Below are 18,296 nucleotides of genomic sequence, written 5' to 3'. Positions count from 1 at the left end.
GTACCGGGCGGACCGGGTCACCGGGCGACGGGCCCGCCGGGGCCGACCACTAGGCTGGGACCCATGTATGCGCACCGACCGTGCGTGCGCCAGAGCATCTGAATTGCTGACATCCACCCGGCATCGAGCAGGTCCGAAGGAGTTTTCACGTGGCTGAGTTCATCTACACCATGAAAAAGGTGCGCAAGGCGCACGGCGACAAGGTCATCCTCGACGACGTCACCATGTCCTTCTATCCGGGCGCCAAGATCGGCGTCGTCGGCCCCAACGGTGCCGGTAAGTCGTCGATCCTGAAGATCATGGCCGGCCTCGACCAGCCGTCGAACGGCGAAGCCTTCCTCGACCCCGAGGCGACCGTCGGCATCCTGCTCCAGGAGCCGCCCCTCAACGAGGAGAAGACGGTCAAGGAGAACGTCGAAGAGGGCATGGGCGAGATCAAGGTGAAGCTCGACCGCTTCAACGAGATCGCCGAACTGCTCGCCACCGACTACTCCGACGAGCTGATGGAGGAGATGGGCAAGCTCCAGGAAGACCTGGACAACGCCGACGCCTGGGACCTCGACTCGCAGCTCGAGCAGGCCATGGACGCGCTGCGCTGCCCGCCCGCCGACTCACCGGTCACGCACCTCTCCGGTGGTGAGCGCCGCCGCGTCGCACTGTGCAAGCTGCTGCTGCAGAAGCCCGACCTGCTGCTCCTCGACGAGCCCACCAACCACCTCGACGCCGAGTCGGTGCTGTGGCTCGAGCAGTTCCTCGCGAGCTACCCGGGCGCCGTCCTGGCCGTGACCCACGACCGGTACTTCCTCGATCACGTCGCGCAGTGGATCTGTGAGGTCGACCGCGGCAAGCTGCACCCCTACGAGGGCAACTACTCCACCTACCTGGAGAAGAAGGCCGAGCGTCTCGAGGTCCAGGGCAAGAAGGACCAGAAGCTGCAGCGCCGCCTGAAGGAAGAGCTCGCGTGGGTTCGTTCCGGTTCCAAGGCCCGTCAGACCAAGAACAAGGCTCGCCTGTCCCGTTACGAGGAGATGGTGGCCGAGGCCGAGAAGACGCGGAAGCTCGATTTCGAGGAGATCCAGATCCCGACGCCACCGCGCCTCGGCGATGTGGTGGTCGAGGTCTCCCACCTCGACAAGGGCTTCGAGGGCCGCGTCCTCATCAAGGACCTGTCCTTCACGCTGCCGCGTAACGGCATCGTCGGTGTCATCGGCCCCAACGGTGTCGGTAAGACGACGCTGTTCAAGACCATCGTCGGCCTCGAGGCACCCGATTCGGGCACCGTGAAGGTCGGCGAGACGGTCAAGCTGAGCTACGTCGACCAGACGCGCGCCAACATCGACCCCAAGAAGAACGTCTGGGAGGTCGTCTCCGACGGACTCGACTTCATCGAGGTCGGCCAGAACGAGATGCCGTCGCGCGCCTACGTCAGTGCCTTCGGCTTCAAGGGGCCGGATCAGCAGAAGAAGGCGGAGGTCCTCTCCGGTGGTGAGCGCAACCGCCTGAACCTCGCGCTCACATTGAAGGAGGGCGGCAACCTCATCCTGCTCGACGAGCCGACCAACGACCTCGACGTCGAGACCCTGGGATCGCTGGAGAACGCGCTCGAGAACTTCCCCGGCTGTGCCGTGGTCATCAGCCACGACCGCTGGTTCCTCGACCGCACCTGTACCCACATCCTGGCGTGGGAGGGCAACGTCGAAGAGGGCAAGTGGTTCTGGTTCGAGGGCAACTTCGAGGCGTATGAGGCGAACAAGGTCGAGCGTCTCGGCGCCGACGCGGCACGTCCGCACCGGGTGACCCACCGCAAACTCACCCGCGATTAATACCGACCCCGTCCGGCGCGGGTGACTAGCATCGGCGATGTGACGTCACTCGTGCCGGACGCGGTGAACCACTACTTCAGGTCCCGGGCCGAAGGCTCGGGGACGGACAGCGCCGCCGAGCAGGTGGTGCGTCATCTTGACGTCGCGACCCGGCGGGATCCCGGACAGGCACTGGTCGAGGTCGTCGACGACGACGGCGGCGCGGTCGAGATCGTCGTCGTCAACGACGACATGCCGATGCTCGTGGAGGCGGTTCTGGCGACCGTTGAGGCACACGACCTATCCATCGAGCGCATGGACCATCCGGTCATGCCGGTGCAACGCGACACCGACGGCGGGCTCGAGGCGATCGACGACGTCCCCGGTGCCGCCTGGGAGTCCTGGATCTTCGTCGGCGGGCTCGCCGGACATCCCGGCGTCGATCCAGAGGCGCTCCGATCGGACCTCCTCGAGGTCGTGTTCCGGGTGGGCGACGTCGACCACGACGCCGCCCGGATGCGGTCGCTGATGACGTCGTGTGCGGCCGACCTGGCGGTAATGCCGGTGCGTGAGTCGACAGGCATGCGCAACACCGACCGGCACGAGTACGCCGAACTCCTCGAATGGTTCGCCGGGAACCACTTCCATCCCCTCGGATACACCCGGGTGGGTACCGACGGCGCCGGTGACGGTGACGAGCGGCTGGGGGTCTGGCGCACCGGCTCCATCACCCGGGACTTCCCGTCGGTGACCACGCAGCCACTGCTCCCGCGAGCGAGTCGGGTCTTCGTCGCCACCGGCATCCAGCGGTCGAATTTCCCGGTGCTGCTGCAGGTTCCCGCCTTCGACGCGCACGGCAACCACGACGGTGAGCACCGGTTCCTCGGCACCATGACCTCTTCCGGTCTGCACCAGACAGTGCTCGACGTCCCGGTGTTGCGCACCAAGGTGCACGACGTGCTCGCGCGCGTCGGCGTCGACGAGGACTCCTTCGCCGGACAGTCCATGATCGAGCTGCTGCAGAACTATCCGGTGGTGGAGATGTTCGCCTCCACCACCGACGAGCTCGCCCGTCGTGTCACCGAGATGCTCGACGCGGTCGCGACCCGGTCGTTGCGCCTGTTCGTGCGTACCAGTCTCGACGGCAAGACCGCGGTCGCCCTCATCTACCTGCCCCGGGACCGCTACAACACCCAGAATCGACTCGCCCTCGAACGTGCCTTGATGGATGAATTGAAGGGCAGCGCACTGGAATACACGGCCCGTGTGAGTGAGATGCCGCTCGCGCTCCTGCAGGTGCTGGTGTGTATCGAGCCGGGCGCCGCATCCGAACTCGGCTCGGTGGACACCGGATCACCCGCGCACGCACGGATGCAGGCGGCGCTCGCGGCGGCGATCCGAGGATGGGACGAGCGTGTCCGGGAACTCGCCGTGAACCTCGGCGACCGTTCCGGATCGGTCTCGGGTGGACCGGAACTCCTTCTGCGGCAACTGCCCTCACTCTCCGACGACTACAAGGAACTCCGCGAACCCCAGGACGCCCTCGCGGACCTGATCCACGTCGTCTCCCTCGAGCCGGGCGCGTTGGCGGTGACCCTCGACGCCATCGAGCAGCGCGGGCCGGGCGACCACCACAGCTGGCGGTTCACCCTCTACCTGTGCGGGGAGTCGGCGACCCTCACCGATGTCCTGCCGGTGCTGCACAGTCTCGGCCTCGATGTTCTCGAAGAACATCCGTACGAGATCCGGCGGTCCGACGACACCGTCTGCTGGGCCTACGAGTTCATCGTGCAGCTCGCCGCCGGGATGTCGGTGGACCTCGACCATGCCGACGACCTCGAGGAGCGCTTCACCGAGGCGTTCCGTCAGATCTGGCTCGCCGCAGCGGAAGTCGACGACTACAACGAGCTGATCATCCGGTGCGGACTGGACTGGCGGTCGGCGGCGATGCTGCGCGCCTACGGGCAGTACCTGAGGCAGTGCGGATTCTCTTACAGCACCGCCCATGTCGCGAATGTGCTGGGCCGTCATCTGCAGATCACGCGCGGGCTGGTCGAACTGTTCGTGACCTCCTTCGACCCGGCCGCCTCCGACCCCGAACGGCGCGAGCGGGTGAGCGCACAACTCCGGGCCGACATCGGCACGGTGCTGAGTCTCGACGCCGATCGCATCGTGTCGGCCTTCGCCGCGGTCATGACCGCGACGTCACGGACCAACTACTTCGTCACGACCGGTGAACGGGATCTCGAGCACCGCCCGGTCATCTCGTTCAAGCTCCGGCCTCGCGATATCCCGCAGACCCCCGAACCCCGTCCGTTGCACGAGATCTTCGTGTACTCGCCCCGTGTGGAGGGCGTCCATCTGCGGTTCGGCGCAGTGGCACGCGGCGGGCTGCGCTGGTCGGACCGCAAGGAGGATTTCCGCACCGAGGTCCTCGGTCTGGTGAAGGCACAGGCCGTCAAGAACGCCGTCATCGTCCCCCTCGGCGCGAAGGGCGGCTTCGTCGTCAAGCGTCCGCCGGCGCCGACCGGGGACACCGCTGCCGACCGGGATGCGCAGCGCGAGGAGGGGATCGCCTGCTACCGGCAGTTCATCTCCGGTCTGCTGGACATCACCGACAACATCGACCGCTCGACCGGGGAGGTCATCCCGGCGCGGGGTGTGGTCCGGCTCGACGAGGACGACACCTACCTGGTCGTGGCGGCCGACAAGGGCACCGCGGCGTTCTCCGACATCGCCAACGAGGTGTCACAGTCCTACGGTTTCTGGCTCGGTGACGCGTTCGCCTCGGGCGGCTCGGCCGGATACGACCACAAGGCCATGGGCATCACCGCACGCGGTGCCTGGGAGTCGGTCAAACGGCATTTCCGGGAGATGGGCGTCGACACCCAGTCGCAGGACTTCACCGTCGTCGGGATCGGCGACATGAGCGGGGACGTGTTCGGCAACGGGATGCTGCTCAGCGAGCACATCCGGCTCGTCGCCGCCTTCGACCACCGGCACATCTTCGTCGACCCGGACCCCGTCGCCGACCGGTCCTACCTCGAACGCCGCCGCCTGTTCGAGGTGCCGCGATCGTCGTGGGCCGACTACGACACCGATCTGATCGGTGAGGGCGGAGGGGTGTGGTCGCGGGACCGCAAGTCGATCCCCGTCAGCGCGGAGATGGCGGCAGCGCTCGGTATCGCGGAGGGCGTCGACGAACTCTCGCCGCCCGAACTGATCCGAGCGATCTTGCTCGCGCCCGTCGACCTGCTCTGGAACGGCGGCATCGGAACATACATCAAGGCGTCGACGGAGAACCACGGGGACGTCGGCGACAAGTCGAATGACGCGATCCGCGTCGACGGTGATCAGGTGCGTGCCAAGGTGATCGGGGAGGGCGGCAACCTCGGCGTCACCGAACGGGGGCGGATCGAGTTCGATCTCGCGGGTGGCCGGATCAACACCGACGCACTCGACAACTCGGCCGGAGTCGACTGTTCCGACCACGAGGTCAACATCAAGATCCTGCTCGACTCCGCGGTGTCGGGCGGTGCGCTGGAGACCGACGACCGGGACCCGTTGCTCGAGTCGATGACCGATGACGTCGCCGATCTCGTTCTCGCCGACAACATCTCACAGAACTCCGAGTTGGGCTTCTGCCGCACCTTCGAACTCACGCGCGTGGAGGTCCACGCCCGGATGCTCGACCAGCTGTCACGCGAACGCGGCGTCGACCTCAGACTGGAAGCCCTCCCGCAGGCACGCGAACTCCGCAAGCGGTTCGACGGTGAGTTGCAGCGCGGGCTGACCTCACCGGAGTTCGCGACCCTGATGGCGCACGTCAAACTCGAGGCGAAGTCGGACCTGCTGGCCAGTGACCTCCCCGACAACGACGTGTTCGCCGCACGCGTGGCCCGCTACTTCCCGGAGGCCCTGCGCGAGACGTACCGCGAGCAGATCAACTCCCACCGGCTACGCCGCCAGATCGTCACGACGACCCTCGTCAACGACGTCATCGATCACGCCGGGATGACGCATCTGTTCCGGTTGAGCGAGGGCACCGGGTGCACCACCGAAGAAGGTGTCCGCGCCTACGTCGTGTCCAACGAGATCTTCGGCATGAGCGACGTCTTCGAGAGCATCCGGCACGCACCGGCACCGGCCGAGGTCGTCGACGGAATGATGCTCTACGCCCGACGCCTGCTGTTCCGGGCGTCGCGGTGGCTGCTCGCGTTCCGTCCCCAGCCACTCGCCATGGCCGCCGAGATCACCCGCTACTCCGATCGGGTCACCCGGCTGTCCGCGGCCGTCGACGGCTGGCTGGGGGAGAGCTCCGCGAAAGACATCTCCGACCGGGTACACGCGTACGTCGACGAGGGGGTCCCCGACGACCTCGCCCGGACGGTGGCCGTCAGCCTCCACCGGTTCTGCCTGCTCGACATCATCGATGCCGCCGAGATCTCCGACCGCGACCCCGAGGAGGTCGGCGACCTCTACTTCGCGGTGATGGAGCACTTCGGACTCGAGGAACTGCTGACGGCGGTGTCGAACCTGGACTACGGCGACCGCTGGCACGCGCTCGCCCGGCTGGCGCTGCGCGACGACATGCACGGCGCGCTACGGGCGCTCACCCTCAAGATCCTCGAGGTCAGCGAACCCGACGAGTCGAGCGACGAGAAGATCGCCGAATGGGAGTCCTCCCAGTCGAACCGGCTCAGCCGCGTGCGCAGCGTCCTCGGAGAGATCGAGGAGACCGGGACCCTCGACCTCGCGACGCTGTCGGTCGCCGCGCGACAGCTCCGCAGTGTCATCCGCTGAATCCCTTTCGGCCCCTGATCCGTTTCGGCCCCTGATCCGTTTCGGCCACGCCGACCCGATGCCCGGGCCTAGCCTGGGCACATGACGCGCACGGCACCGCGAATCTGCCCACTCTGCGAGGCAACCTGCGGGTTGTCCCTCGTCGTCGACACCCACGGCGGCCCGATCGAGGAACACGCCGAGGCGGACGGGCATTTGCGTGAACACGTGACCGGTGCCCGCGGCGACGCCGACGACGTGTTCAGCCACGGCTACATCTGTCCGAAGGGGGCGAGCTTCCCTCAGCTCGACAACGATCCCGACCGTCTCGAACGTCCACTGGTCACACGGGACGGACGGTTCGTCGAGGTCGGCTGGGACGAGGCGCTCGACGAAGCCGTCACCCGTCTGCGCGCGGTCATCGACACCCACGGCGGATCGTCGGTCGGTTTCTATCTCGGCAACCCGTCGGCGCACACCATCGCGGGCACCATGTACGCGCCGCTGCTCGCGCGTGCGATCGGAACCCGCAACGTGTTCAGCGCCGGCACCCTCGACCAGATGCCCAAGCAGGCGGCGTCGGGATACCTCTTCGGTCACGCCGGGACCTTTGCCGTCCCCGACCTCGACCGCACCGATCACCTGGTGATCATCGGCGCGAATCCCGTTGTCTCCAACGGGAGCATGGCCACCGCCGCTAACTTCCCCGGCAAGCTGAACGCCCTCCGGCATCGCGGCGGGCGGCTCACGGTCATCGACCCGGCGCGTACCCGCACCGCCCGGCTCGCCGACACCCACCTCGCGCCACGGCCGGGAACCGATGCCGCGTTGCTGGCCGCCATCGTCACCTGCCTGTTCGACGAGGGACTGGTCGCCGACGACCTCGGCGGTATCGCGACCCACGTGCAGGGCGTCGACGAATTGCGCAGGGAGATAGGTGATCTCACGCCCGAGCGGGTGGCGCCGTACTGCGATGTCCCGGCCGAGGACATCCGCGGGCTCGCCCGTGCGATCGCGTCGGCACCGTCGGCGGCGGTCTACGGCCGTCTGGGTACCACCGTCGTCGAGTTCGGCACCCTCGGTAGCTGGCTCATCGACGTCGTGAACGTCCTCACCGGCAACCTCGATCGGCCGGGCGGAGTGATGTTCCCGACGGCGCCGACCGCCCCCGCACCGCGTCCGGCACGCCCGGGCCGGGGTTTCCGGACCGGCCGCTGGCGCAGCCGGGTGTCGGGACATCCGGAGGTCGCGGGGGAGTTGCCCGCCGTCGCGATGGCCGAAGAGTTCGAGACACCCGGCGAGGGGCAGTTGCGGGCACTGGTCACGGTCGCGGGCAACCCCGTCCTGTCGGCACCCAACGGCGGCCGCCTGGCCGCCGCACTCGACGCCGCCGACGTCGTCGTGTGCGTCGACCCGTATCTGAACGAGACCACCCGGCACGCCGATGTCATCCTGCCGCCCCCACGTCCGTCCCAGAGTCCGCACTTCGACGCGATCCTCAACAACCTCGCCGTGCGGGCGAACGCCCGCTATTCGCCGCGGGTGCTGCCGCTTCCCGACGGTCGGCCCGACGAGATCGACATCGTGTGTCGCCTGATCCTCGGTCTGTCCGGGGCGGGCATCGACGCCGATACGGGCCTGGTCGACGAGCAGGTCATCGCCGCGACCTTGTCCAAGGAGGTGACCGACCCGCATTCGTCTGTCGCCGGCCGGGACGTCGAGACGCTGGTGGCGATGCTGCCCGATGCGCCGGGCCATCAGCGCCGCCTGGACATGATGCTGCGTCTCGGCGCCTACGGTGACGGTTTCGGTGCGCGGGAGGGCCTCACGTTCGCCGATGTCCTGGCAGCCCCGCACGGCATCGACCTGGGTCCGATGTGCCCGCGTCTGCCCGGCGTGCTCCGTACCGCGTCGGGGAAGGTCGAGTTGGCGCCGGATCCGCTGATCGGGGACCTCGCCCGGCTGCGCGCCGCGGTCCACGCCGAACATGCGACAGGCGATCCGTCGCTCCTCCTCGTGGGGCGCCGGCACCTGCGGTCCAACAACAGCTGGATGCACAACCTGCCCGCACTCACCGGCGGCACCAATCGGTGCACCCTGCAGATGCACCCGGACGACGCCGCGCGGCTCGGCATCGACGGCGTCGCGACGATCCGCGGAGCGGGCGGGTCACTGACCGTCCCCGTGGAGATCACCTCCGACATCAAGCCGGGCGTCGCGTCGGTGCCGCACGGCTGGGGTCACGACGACGCGGAGACCCGACTCTCCGTGGCGGCCGCCGAACCCGGGGTCAACGTGAACATCCTCAACGACGGGACACGGATCGACCCGCTCTCGGGGACAGTCGTCCTCAACGGCCTGCGGGTCGTGGTCGGCCCCGCCTGAGCCCGTGCGGTCGTCGCCCGTCCGGAGCGCCGGGGCCCGTCGTGCGTAGGGTTGACTCCGCGGCGCCCGGCGTCGTACCAGCAGATCCGTATCGACAGGGGATGGAACGCACGTGCTCAACGAGGACTCGGGGACCGCGACGGCCGACGGCTACGTGGTGAAGGTCCCGGTGCGATGGTCGGACATGGACGTCTATCAGCACATCAACCACGCCCGGATGGTCACGCTGCTCGAAGAGGCGCGCATCCCGTGGCTGTTCCTCGACGGCCGGCCCACCGCGCCGCTGCGGGACGGCTGCCTGGTGGCCGACCTGCACGTGAAATACCAGGCCCAGCTGCGGCACTCGGAGGGCCCGATCGAGGTCACCATGTACGTCCAGCGGCTGCGTGCCGTCGACTTCACCGTCGGGTACGAGGTCCGCGCGGCCGGGACGGATCCCGCGGCGAAACCGGCGGTCGTCGCCAGCACCCAGCTCGTCGCCTTCGACGTCGCCGGGCAGCGCATCGCACGACTCACCCCGGAGCAGAAGGACTACCTGAACTCCTTCCGCCGCGGCGACGAGACGTCGACGAAGCAGCGCTGATGGAACGGTTCATCCAGATCGCGGAGTCCGATCGCTCCAACGCGTCGGCGTTTCTCGCCCATGCCCAGCGGCTCGACGACGCCGCGGTCGTGCGCGTCGTGGCGCGTCCCGACGGACTCGTCGCGCTCTGGACCCACACAGGGTTCGAGGTGCTCGCGACCCGCGCGGTCTCCGGACGGGTGGCGCCTGCCGACATCGTCTGCGACGCCGCGTCGCTGCACTCCGCGCTGGCCGCGTCTTCCGCAGGCGCACAGATCGATCCCGGGTTCTCCCTCGACTCTGCCTGGCGCGGTGCACTTCCCGCATCCGCCGGTTATCGCCACGTCGACGACGTGCCCGCGCGCAGCATCGTCGGCCTGGCGCGCAACGGTGCCCGCGTGGCGCGCGAGGAGGGAAGTGCTCACGGACCGGCCACCGGCGTGCTCGACCAGGACGTGCTGGAGGTCTCGACCGAGGACGGCGCGCTGCGCGCGGCCGTCACCATGCGGTCGCTCTTCGCCCTCACCGGAATGGGTTTCATCCGCGACCGCGACGGGCGCGCGGTCACCGAGAGCTCACCGGTCGAGGACATCGACGCTGCCGAACCCGTCCGGATCCGCTTGTCGGCGGCCTGGATTCGGGTCGACGCCCGGTACGGCTCGGTGTACCAGCGGCGTCACCGCGATCTGTCGGTGACGGTTCTCTAGACCAGCCAGGCGGCGGCGTCGGGCGGCAGCATGCCGTCGGCCAGCGGCGAGCTGATCAGCAGGAGTTCGCCCGGCGGCAGCGGAACCGGGACCTCGCCCGCGTTCAGCGCGCAGATCAAGAAGCCCTCCGACCGCCGGAATGCCAGGCAGCCCTCGGGTGCTTCGTACCAGTCGATCGAGTCACCGGCGAATTCCGGGCGGTCGTAACGCAATTCGATGGCCGCCCGGTACAGCGACAGCATCGAGCCCACGTCCTCGAGTTGCGCCTCGGCGGTCAGCGATCGCCACGACTCCGGCATCGGCAACCAGGTGTCGGCCGACGTGCTGAAACCGAACGGCGGCTCGGTGCCCTGCCAGGGCAGCGGAACCCGGCATCCGTCGCGGCCGCGTTCGGTGTGACCCGACCGCTCCCACACCGGATCCTGGAGGACCTCCTCGGGCAGGTCGTCGACGTTGGGCAGGCCGAGTTCGGAACCGTTGTAGAGAAAGATCGAACCAGGCAGGGCCATTTCGACGACGAGCATCGCCCGCGCACGGCGCGTCCCGCGTGCGAGGTCGAGATCACCGGTCGCGGGGTCGACGGGGGCGTACCGCGTCACCTCTCGTTCGACGTCATGGTTAGACAGCGTCCACGTGGGCGTCCCGGACACCGACAGGACCGCGTCGAGAGAGTTCTCGATGGCCTCCCGGATCGCCTCGGGTTTGAAGGGAGCCTTGGCGAGTCGGAAGTTGAAACCCAGATGCAGTTCGTCGGGGCGCAGGTACTCGGCGAACCTCTCGTTGTCGTTCACCCAGATCTCGCCGACGTTCGCGGCGCCCGGGTACTCGTCGAGGACCTTGCGGATCTTGCGGTGGATGTCGTGCACCGCATAGTTGTTGAACCGCGGATCGTCGTCGTCGTTGGAGAGCAGCGCGGTGTTGGTCAGGTCCATGTCGGGCAGGTCGGCGGGCTTGGCCATCCCGTGCGCGACGTCGATCCGGAAACCGTCGACGCCGCGATCCAGCCAGAACCGCAGTGTCTTCTCGAGATCGTCGAAGACCTCGGGGTTCTCCCAGTTCAGGTCGGGCTGCTCGGCGGCGAAGATGTGGAGGTACCACTGGCCGGGGCTGCCGTCGGCCTCGGTGACACGGGTCCACGACGGTCCGCCGAAGATGCTGTGCCAGTTGTTCGGTGGCTCGTCGCCGTTCTCGCCGCGCCCGTCCCGGAAGATGTACCGTTCGCGCTCCGGACTACCCGGGCCCGCGGCGAGAGCGGCCCGGAACCACTCGTGCTGATCGCTGGTGTGATTGGGGACGAGGTCCATCGTCACCCGGATGTCGCGTGCGTGGGCCTCGGCGATGAGGGCGTCGAAGGTGGCGAGATCGCCGAAGAGCGGGTCGATGTCGCGCGGATCGGCGACGTCGTAACCGTGGTCGGCCATCGGGGAGGTCATGATCGGGCTGAGCCAGATCGCGTCGATGCCCAGCAGTTCGAGATATCCGAGCTTGCCGATGACACCGGCGAGATCGCCGACGCCGTCGCCGTTCGCGTCGCAGAACGACCGCGGGTAGATCTGGTAGAAGACCGCGGACTTCCACCAGGTGGTGTCGGTCGGGTCCAGCTGCGGCACCACGACGGACGCCGGTTCGTCTCGTGCGGCGGCGGTTTCGGCGCCCGGATCGTATTCGGCGCCCGGATCGAGTTCGGCATCTGCCTCGGCCTCGATGGCCTCGTCGTCGAGGGCATCCGGATCGGTTGTCGCGGATTCGATCTCGGGGGTGTCTCCCGACAAGTCACTCACGTTGCCCTCGGTACCCGTGGTCTCCGGTACGTCGGTGTGTGCGCCGTCGGTCTGACCCCCGTCAGATGGCTCGGCGGGGACAACACCTGGTGTCTCATCGCTCACCGTGGTCATTCTGCCCTACCTGAGTTTTCGGCGAGAAATCCTGGTCAATCGGCGAGTCGTGGGCGTGTCGAAACTGCGGGTGGCGAAAGGCGGAAGGTTTGCGCGGCTCTCAGATCGGCGAGTTCATCATCGACTGCGCGGCCATCTCCATGTAGTCGACGAGTGCCTGGCGGTGTGGCGGGTCCAGGGTCTCGTCGTCGATCGAGGCGATCGCGGTGTGCATGCAGCGCAGCCAGGCGTCGCGCTCGATCGGGCCGACGCGGTAGGGGTTGTGGCGCATGCGCAGTCTCGGATGGCCGCGCTCGTCGGAGTAGGTCCGCGGACCGCCCCAGTACTGCTCGAGGAACATCCGCAGCCGTCGCTCGGCGGGGCCGAGATCCTCCTCGGGGTACAGCGGGCGGAGCACCTCGTCCTTCGCCACCTCGGTGTAGAAGACCTCGGTGAGCCGTCGGAACGTCTCCGCGCCGCCGATCTCCTCGTAGAAGCTCCGCGGGGCCGGGTCTGGGGAGTTGCCGGATTCGCCAGTCACAGCCGCCATTGTCCCTACGACCGAGGGGCGCCTCAACGTCGCGTGCCGCCGGCGGGGCCCGGCCGAGGTGCCGTGCAGCGGGTTTTCCCTGCACGAGGTCGGCGTCCGTGGTGAACTTGTGCAGGTCAACCAGTTCGAGCAGGGCCGGCGGGAGGTCGAATGACGCACCGGTCACACCACCAGACGGGCGAGGTGACGAGACTGCACGGCGGTGCGGCCTCGCCGGCGGCCGGGTCGCGGTCGTGGACACGCCGCCGGGTGCTGCTGCTCAATGCCACCTACGAGCCGCTGAGCGCGGTCACCATCCGCCGCGCCGTCGTCCTGATCCTGCGTGGACGCGCCGACATGGTCCACGCCGACGAGTCCGGGGGAGCGTTCCACTCGGCCGCGACGGCGGTGCCGGTGCCGACGGTGATCCGGCTGCGGAACTACGTGCGGGTCCCGTACCGCGCGTCCGTGCCGATGACCCGGGCGGCGCTGATGCACCGCGACCGGTTCCGCTGCGGGTACTGCCGCAAGCCCGCCACCACCATCGACCACGTCGTGCCGCGCAGCCGGGGCGGGGCCCACAACTGGGAGAACTGCGTCGCCTGCTGCGCGTCGTGCAATCACCGCAAGGCCGACCGGCTGATCACCGAGTTGGGTTGGACGCTGCGGAACCGGCCGGTCGCCCCGAAAGGCCGGCACTGGGGGCTCATCGCCGCCGTCAAGGACATCGATCCGGCCTGGATGCAGTACATCGACGCGGGCGCCGCGTGAGGCGCCGGAAGGCGCCGCGAAATGTCCTTCGGAAGGCCGCTCGGCGACCGTCTACGACGCGCTGTAGGGGTCGCTGCACCGGTCGGTGTGATGTGGGCTAGATTGATCAACGATGACCTGTGCCGACAACCGGCCTGGTCCGGCGCGACCATCGAAAGGGTGACATGGACAGCCTGATCGTCCCCATCGGAGTGCCAGTCACGATCGTGACGGTGCTCTTTGTCGTGCTCTGCGTTGTCGCGATGGTGTTCTCCGGCGGGGTCAAGTACCCGGAGGTCAAGGAGTACACCCTCGATCAGCAATGGGAGCATGCTCCGCTTCTCTTCAGTGCCACCGACATCGAACCGATGGCACTTCCGCGGCACGCGGAACCCGGCGACGTTGATGGGAGCTCGGCAAGTGGCAAGTGGTGAGGTTTCGCACGCGAACGTGAGTGCAGAGGTCGCGGCCCGCTCGGCCGCCGAACTTCCGCTGGGCACCGTGATCACCAACAGCGGACGCATCTCGGCGGCCCGCTACCCTGGTGACGCCCCGACGACGCCGCCCTTCAGCAAGAAGGATCTGATCGCTCTCGACGACACCCTGAAGGCCGCGAGCGAGAAGGCTCTCGTGCGTTTCTCGGTCTACATCGGCGATCTCGACGGTGACCTCGACGCGAGCGCCCGTGCCGTCCTGGCGAAGGCTCCCGAGCCTGCCCACGGCACCCTGATCGCGGTGTCGCCGAACACGCGCGACGTCGTCATCGTCTCCGGCAGCGAGGTGTCGAGTCGTGTCAACGACCGTGTCGCCGCACTCGGTGTGACCGCCGCGGTCACCGGCTTCCGTCAGGGCAACCTGATCGACGGCCTCATCGCGTCGCTGCGCGTGATGGCGACCGCTGCCGCCGCGGGCTAGTCCCGCAGACCACGAAGAAGGCCGCCCCACCTGTCGGTGGGGCGGCCTCTTTCGTGTTCGCGGCCGGCCGTTTCTGCTCAGGACCGCGGGGCAGAGCCCTCGAGCACCTTCTCGTGTGCCCCGGTCCCGGCCGACTCGAGCTCGTCGTCGACCATGTTGGACTCGTCGAACGGAATGCGACCCGCCAGCACCTCGTCGACCTGGTGCTTGTCCACCGTCTTGGTCCAGGAACCGACCAGCAGCGTCGCCACCGCATTGCCGGAGAAGTTGGTGACCGCACGCGCCTCGGACATGAACCGGTCGATACCGACGATCACGCCCACACCCTCGAGCATGTCCGGCCGGTGCGCCTGGAGACCGGCGGCGAGGGTCGCCAGTCCGGCGCCGCTGACGCCGGCGGCGCCCTTCGACGCGATGATCATGAACGCGAGCAGACCGATCTGCTCGCCGACCGAGAGCGGGTCGCCCATCGCATCGGCGATGAAGATCGACGCCATCGTCAGGTAGATGGCGGTGCCGTCGAGGTTGAACGAGTACCCGGTCGGCACCACGACACCGACGGTCGTCTTCTCGACGCCGAGGTGTTCCATCTTGGCGATGAGCCGCGGCAGGGCCGACTCCGACGACGACGTCGCGAAGATCAGCAGGTACTCGCGGGCCAGATACCGCACGAGCTGGAATATCGAGACCCCGGCGATCGTTCGGAGCAGGACCCCGAGCACACCGAACACGAAGACCAGGCAGGTGAGGTAGAAGGCGAGCATCAGGGTCAGAAGCTGTTGCACGGCAGCCCAACCGGTCTGGCCGACGACGTTCGCGATGGCGCCGAACGCGCCGATCGGCGCGACCCACAGGACCATGGTCAGGACCTTGAAGACCAGCTTCTGGAAGTAGGAGACCGCGGTCAGGATCGGCTCGCCGGTGCGTCCCATCGCCTGGATCGCGAAGCCGACCAGGAGTGCGACGAACAACGCCTGCAGCACACTGCCGTCGGTGAGGGCCGAGAGCATCGACTCCGGGATGATCCCCTGGATGAAGTCGATGGTTCCGCCCGACTCGTGGGCCTCCTTCGCGAGTTCCTCACCCTTACCCGACATCGACGAGATGTTCAGCCCCTCGCCGGGCTGGATGAGGTTGCCGACGACCAGACCGATTGCCAGCGCGACCGTCGACATGATGAGGAAGTAGACGAACGCGAGACCGCCGACCTTGCCGACCGTCGCGGCCTTGCGGACCGATCCGATGCCCAGCACGATCGTGCAGAAGATGACCGGGGCGATCATCATCTTGATGAGGCTGACGAACATGGTGCCCAGGACACCGAGTTGCTTGCCGACCTCGGGTGCCACGAGACCGACGACCACGCCGGCGACCACCGCGATGATGACCGCGATGTACAGCCAGTGCGTGCGGTCGCGCTTGGCCCGTGGGGCCTCGACCGCCTCGTCACCGGCCTTGGGATCTGCGTTCATCGGCGGTTCTCTCCTCGTGTACCGGGAACATGGGTGGTTAGGATTGTGAACCGACGTGGTGATGACCGTCACGATTCTGTTCATTACGTTCACCGATGCCGGGGGAATAACCCGATATGGGGCTTTGCCGAACCCGAACGTCGGAAGACGAAGCTCGACAGACAGATGAGGGGCCGAGCATGCGGTGGTATCCGCGGACGCTGGCCGGCCAGGTGGCGGCGCTCGCGCTGGCCGTCGTGGCGGTGGTGGTCGTGGCGGGCAGTGTGCTCGCGGCGATCGACGCCCGGGTCGACGGGGACCGGGCCGCCCGCGACGAGGTCACCGCGGTGGCGGTCAGCCTCGCGCAGGCGCCCTCGACGGTGTCCGCACTCACCTCGCCGGACCCGAGCGCGATTCTTCAGCCGGTCACCGACCGGATCCGGCGGGAGACGGGCATCGCCTTCATCACCGTGCTGGGTCCCGACCGGACGCGCTATACCCACACCGACCCGTACCTGATCGGGGCGCCCTACATCGGCAGCATCGATGCGGCCCTCCGTGGCGAGACGATCACCGAGACCTACACGGGCACCCTCGGTCCGTCCATCCGGACGATCACGCCGGTCCGGCGACCCGACGGCCGGATCATCGGCATGGTGGCAGCCGGTATCACCCAGCGGTCCTTGACGTCGGCCTGGCGCGGGGAGCTCCCTCGGATCGCCGTCACCGCCGTCGCGGCCCTGTTGACCGCGGCCGCCGGGGTCTGGTGGATCCGGCGACGGCTGTTGCGGCAGACCGGCGGACTGGCCCCGGGCGACCTGCGACTGATGTACGACCACCACGACGCGGTGCTGCGCGCGATCCGCGAGGGACTGATCGTCGTCGAGGCCGGCCGGCCGGCGCTGGTCAATGCCGAGGCGCAACGTCTGCTCGGCATCGGAACAGACACGCCCGCAGGCGATCTGCCGGACTTCCTGACCCGCGGCGACGGGGTGTCCGACGAGTTGCACGCCGAGGGCGGACGGGTGTTGCTGGTCAGTCGGTCGCCGGTGTCCGGACGACGCGGCTCGTCGGTCGTCACGATCCGCGACCGGACCGAACTGGCCGAGGCGATGGGAGAGTTGGATTCGATGACCCGATTCGCCGAGGCGCTCCGCTCCCAGGCGCACGAGTCGGCGAACCGGCTCCACACCCTGGTCGCACTGGTCGAGATGGGGCGGTCGGAAGAGGCGGTCCGACTGGCGACCACCGAACTCGAACTGTCCCAACACCTCATCGACCGGATGACCCAGGCGGTCGCCGAACCGGCGCTGGTCGCGTTGCTCCTGGGTAAGAGTGCGCAGGCGGCCGAACGGGGAATCGCATTCTCGCTCACCGAGGATTCGCAGTTGAGTGACGACGCCACCCAGATCCTGTCACCGCGCGAGCTGATCACCGTCGTGGGGAACCTCGTCGACAACGCCCTCGATGCCTGCGATCCGGGCGACCCGTGGGTGGAGGTCGGGGTCGTCGGGGACCACGAGGCGCTCGAGATCGTCGTCGCCGACAGCGGACCAGGGATGGACGACGAACTGTTCGGCCGCGCGACTGCGCGCGGTTACTCCACCAAATTCGGTGGCGACGACGCCGGACGCGGACTGGGTCTGGCCCTCGTCGCGCAAGTGGTCTCCCGGCACCACGGGTCGTTGATCGCCCAGAACACCTACGGTTCGGTGGTCACTGTGCGCATCCGGGCGGTGTCGTCAGAGGCGGGGGAGACCCGATGATCCGCGTACTGATCGTCGAGGACGAACCGGTGATCGCCGAGGCGCACCGCGACTACCTCGCGCGCATCGGCGGATTCGAGATCGTGGGCGCGGTCACCACCGCGCAGGAGGCGTTACGCGCCGCGCGGGCACACGGCGTCGACCTGGTGCTGCTCGACCTCGGTCTGCCCGACGCCCGCGGCACCGACCTCGCCTCCGCGCTCTCCGGGGTGCGCCCGGCCCCTGACGTCATCGCCATCACCGCGCAACGCGACCTGCCGACCGTGCGCGACGCGATGTCGCGCGGGGTGCTGCTCTACTTGCTCAAACCGTTCACGTTCGCGGCCTTCCGCGAGAAGATCGAGCAGTACCTGCGGTACCGGGAGGCGTTGACCGGCGAGGCGGAGGCGGTCAGTCAGCGCGACGTCGACCGAGCACTGGCCGAGTTGCGTTCCGGCGACTTCCGGCGGTCGGCGAAGAAGGGTTCCGCACCGCAGACCGAGGATGCGGTGTGCCGGGCCGTGCGGGACAGCGCCGACGGGCTCACCGCGTCGGAAGTCGCTCGCGCACTGGGATCTTCGCGGGTCACCGCATGGCGCTACCTGGAACGACTCGCCGACGACGGCGTCCTCGACCGCGACACCCAGTACGGTTCGGCGGGACGGCCACAGGTGCGGTATCGGTGGAGGCGGGCCCGTCGGTGACCGCCATCGGTACGCGGAGATGGCGCTGGTACTGGACAGACGGCGTAGACTGAAACTCATCGGGCTGCACGCCGAGGGAATCACCGTTGG

At 68.1% G+C, this 18,296-nt stretch carries 13 protein-coding genes; 10 read left to right on the top strand and 3 right to left on the bottom strand.

The features are described 5' to 3' along the window. The first annotated feature begins 149 nt into the window (after window positions 1–149). The 5 genes from ettA to PWF70_RS14785 all read left to right on the top strand — a co-directional run bounded on the left by ettA (window position 150) and on the right by PWF70_RS14785 (window position 10,238). Entirely contained in the window at window positions 150–1,823 is a 1,674-nt protein-coding gene (gene ettA, locus PWF70_RS14805; RefSeq protein WP_006360044.1) for an energy-dependent translational throttle protein EttA, read from the top strand. 39 nt (window positions 1,824–1,862) lie between these two features. Continuing rightward, a complete protein-coding gene (locus PWF70_RS14800; RefSeq protein ID WP_035754067.1) occupies window positions 1,863–6,605 on the top strand; it encodes an NAD-glutamate dehydrogenase in 4,743 nt (1,580 codons plus the stop codon). 81 nt (window positions 6,606–6,686) lie between these two features. Beyond that, on the top strand, window positions 6,687–8,969 hold the full coding sequence (locus PWF70_RS14795) for a molybdopterin-dependent oxidoreductase (RefSeq protein ID WP_035754068.1): 2,283 nt from the start codon (window positions 6,687–6,689) through the stop codon (window positions 8,967–8,969). Window positions 8,970–9,081: 112 nt separating this feature from the next. Next, complete coding sequence (locus tag PWF70_RS14790; RefSeq protein ID WP_035754069.1) at window positions 9,082–9,552, top strand: acyl-CoA thioesterase; 471 nt, start codon at window positions 9,082–9,084, stop codon at window positions 9,550–9,552. Further along, window positions 9,552–10,238: a DUF8010 domain-containing protein gene (locus tag PWF70_RS14785; protein ID WP_035754070.1), complete on the top strand. Its 687-nt coding sequence runs from the start codon at window positions 9,552–9,554 to the stop codon at window positions 10,236–10,238. Before PWF70_RS14790 ends, PWF70_RS14785 begins: the two co-directional genes overlap by 1 nt. On the opposite strand, the gene PWF70_RS14780 is transcribed toward PWF70_RS14785, so the two are convergent. Together PWF70_RS14780 and PWF70_RS14775 are read right to left on the bottom strand one after the other, a co-directional pair. Next, window positions 10,235–12,133, bottom strand: coding sequence for a glycoside hydrolase family 13 protein (locus PWF70_RS14780; protein WP_075862601.1), 1,899 nt, complete (start codon window positions 12,131–12,133; stop codon window positions 10,235–10,237). The two genes, PWF70_RS14785 and PWF70_RS14780, sit on opposite strands and share 4 nt — an antisense overlap. A 100-nt stretch (window positions 12,134–12,233) precedes the next feature. After that, window positions 12,234–12,662, bottom strand: coding sequence for a globin (locus tag PWF70_RS14775; protein ID WP_006360039.1), 429 nt, complete (start codon window positions 12,660–12,662; stop codon window positions 12,234–12,236). A gap of 150 nt (window positions 12,663–12,812) precedes the next feature. On the opposite strand from PWF70_RS14775, the gene PWF70_RS14770 reads away from it, so the two are divergent. The 3 genes from PWF70_RS14770 to PWF70_RS14760 all read left to right on the top strand — a co-directional run bounded on the left by PWF70_RS14770 (window position 12,813) and on the right by PWF70_RS14760 (window position 14,306). Further along, window positions 12,813–13,412: an HNH endonuclease gene (locus PWF70_RS14770; RefSeq protein ID WP_035754071.1), complete on the top strand. Its 600-nt coding sequence runs from the start codon at window positions 12,813–12,815 to the stop codon at window positions 13,410–13,412. Window positions 13,413–13,576: 164 nt separating this feature from the next. Continuing rightward, entirely contained in the window at window positions 13,577–13,825 is a 249-nt protein-coding gene (gene ctaJ / locus PWF70_RS14765; RefSeq protein WP_005198911.1) for an aa3-type cytochrome oxidase subunit CtaJ, read from the top strand. After that, window positions 13,812–14,306 (top strand): DUF5130 domain-containing protein, encoded by a 495-nt coding sequence (locus tag PWF70_RS14760; protein WP_006360037.1) that lies wholly within the window; start codon window positions 13,812–13,814, stop codon window positions 14,304–14,306. Before ctaJ ends, PWF70_RS14760 begins: the two co-directional genes overlap by 14 nt. 77 nt (window positions 14,307–14,383) lie before the next feature. Here the strand turns inward: PWF70_RS14760 and PWF70_RS14755 are convergent, their stop codons facing one another. Further along, window positions 14,384–15,778 carry a cation:dicarboxylate symporter family transporter gene (locus tag PWF70_RS14755; protein ID WP_035754072.1) on the bottom strand — a complete coding sequence of 465 codons (1,395 nt, stop codon included), beginning with the start codon at window positions 15,776–15,778 and terminating at the stop codon, window positions 14,384–14,386. 179 nt (window positions 15,779–15,957) lie between these two features. Between PWF70_RS14755 and PWF70_RS14750 the strand changes: the two genes are divergently transcribed. Together PWF70_RS14750 and PWF70_RS14745 are read left to right on the top strand one after the other, a co-directional pair. Next, entirely contained in the window at window positions 15,958–17,523 is a 1,566-nt protein-coding gene (locus PWF70_RS14750; protein ID WP_075862602.1) for a sensor histidine kinase, read from the top strand. Next, window positions 17,520–18,206, top strand: a complete 687-nt coding sequence (locus PWF70_RS14745; RefSeq protein WP_035754074.1) for a response regulator — start codon at window positions 17,520–17,522, stop codon at window positions 18,204–18,206. Before PWF70_RS14750 ends, PWF70_RS14745 begins: the two co-directional genes overlap by 4 nt. The last annotated feature ends 90 nt before the right edge of the window (window positions 18,207–18,296 follow it).

The organism is Gordonia sp. Swx-4, from assembly GCF_030316175.1.
GTDB lineage: Bacteria > Actinomycetota > Actinomycetes > Mycobacteriales > Mycobacteriaceae > Gordonia > Gordonia alkanivorans.
This window is presented reverse-complemented; position numbering and strand designations above follow the sequence as displayed.

Bases quoted from the DNA above. Each gene is read 5' to 3' on its own strand.
- PWF70_RS14755 (WP_035754072.1), bottom strand. From the start codon at position 15,778: ATGAACGCAGATCCCAAGGCCGGTGACGAGGCGGTCGAGGCCCCACGG.
- PWF70_RS14775 (WP_006360039.1), bottom strand. From the start codon at position 12,662: ATGGCGGCTGTGACTGGCGAATCCGGCAACTCCCCAGACCCGGCCCCG.
- PWF70_RS14785 (WP_035754070.1), top strand. From the start codon at position 9,552: ATGGAACGGTTCATCCAGATCGCGGAGTCCGATCGCTCCAACGCGTCG.
- PWF70_RS14745 (WP_035754074.1), top strand. From the start codon at position 17,520: ATGATCCGCGTACTGATCGTCGAGGACGAACCGGTGATCGCCGAGGCG.
- PWF70_RS14795 (WP_035754068.1), top strand. From the start codon at position 6,687: ATGACGCGCACGGCACCGCGAATCTGCCCACTCTGCGAGGCAACCTGC.
- PWF70_RS14750 (WP_075862602.1), top strand. From the start codon at position 15,958: ATGCGGTGGTATCCGCGGACGCTGGCCGGCCAGGTGGCGGCGCTCGCG.
- ctaJ (WP_005198911.1), top strand. From the start codon at position 13,577: ATGGACAGCCTGATCGTCCCCATCGGAGTGCCAGTCACGATCGTGACG.
- PWF70_RS14770 (WP_035754071.1), top strand. From the start codon at position 12,813: ATGACGCACCGGTCACACCACCAGACGGGCGAGGTGACGAGACTGCAC.
- PWF70_RS14780 (WP_075862601.1), bottom strand. From the start codon at position 12,133: ATGACCACGGTGAGCGATGAGACACCAGGTGTTGTCCCCGCCGAGCCA.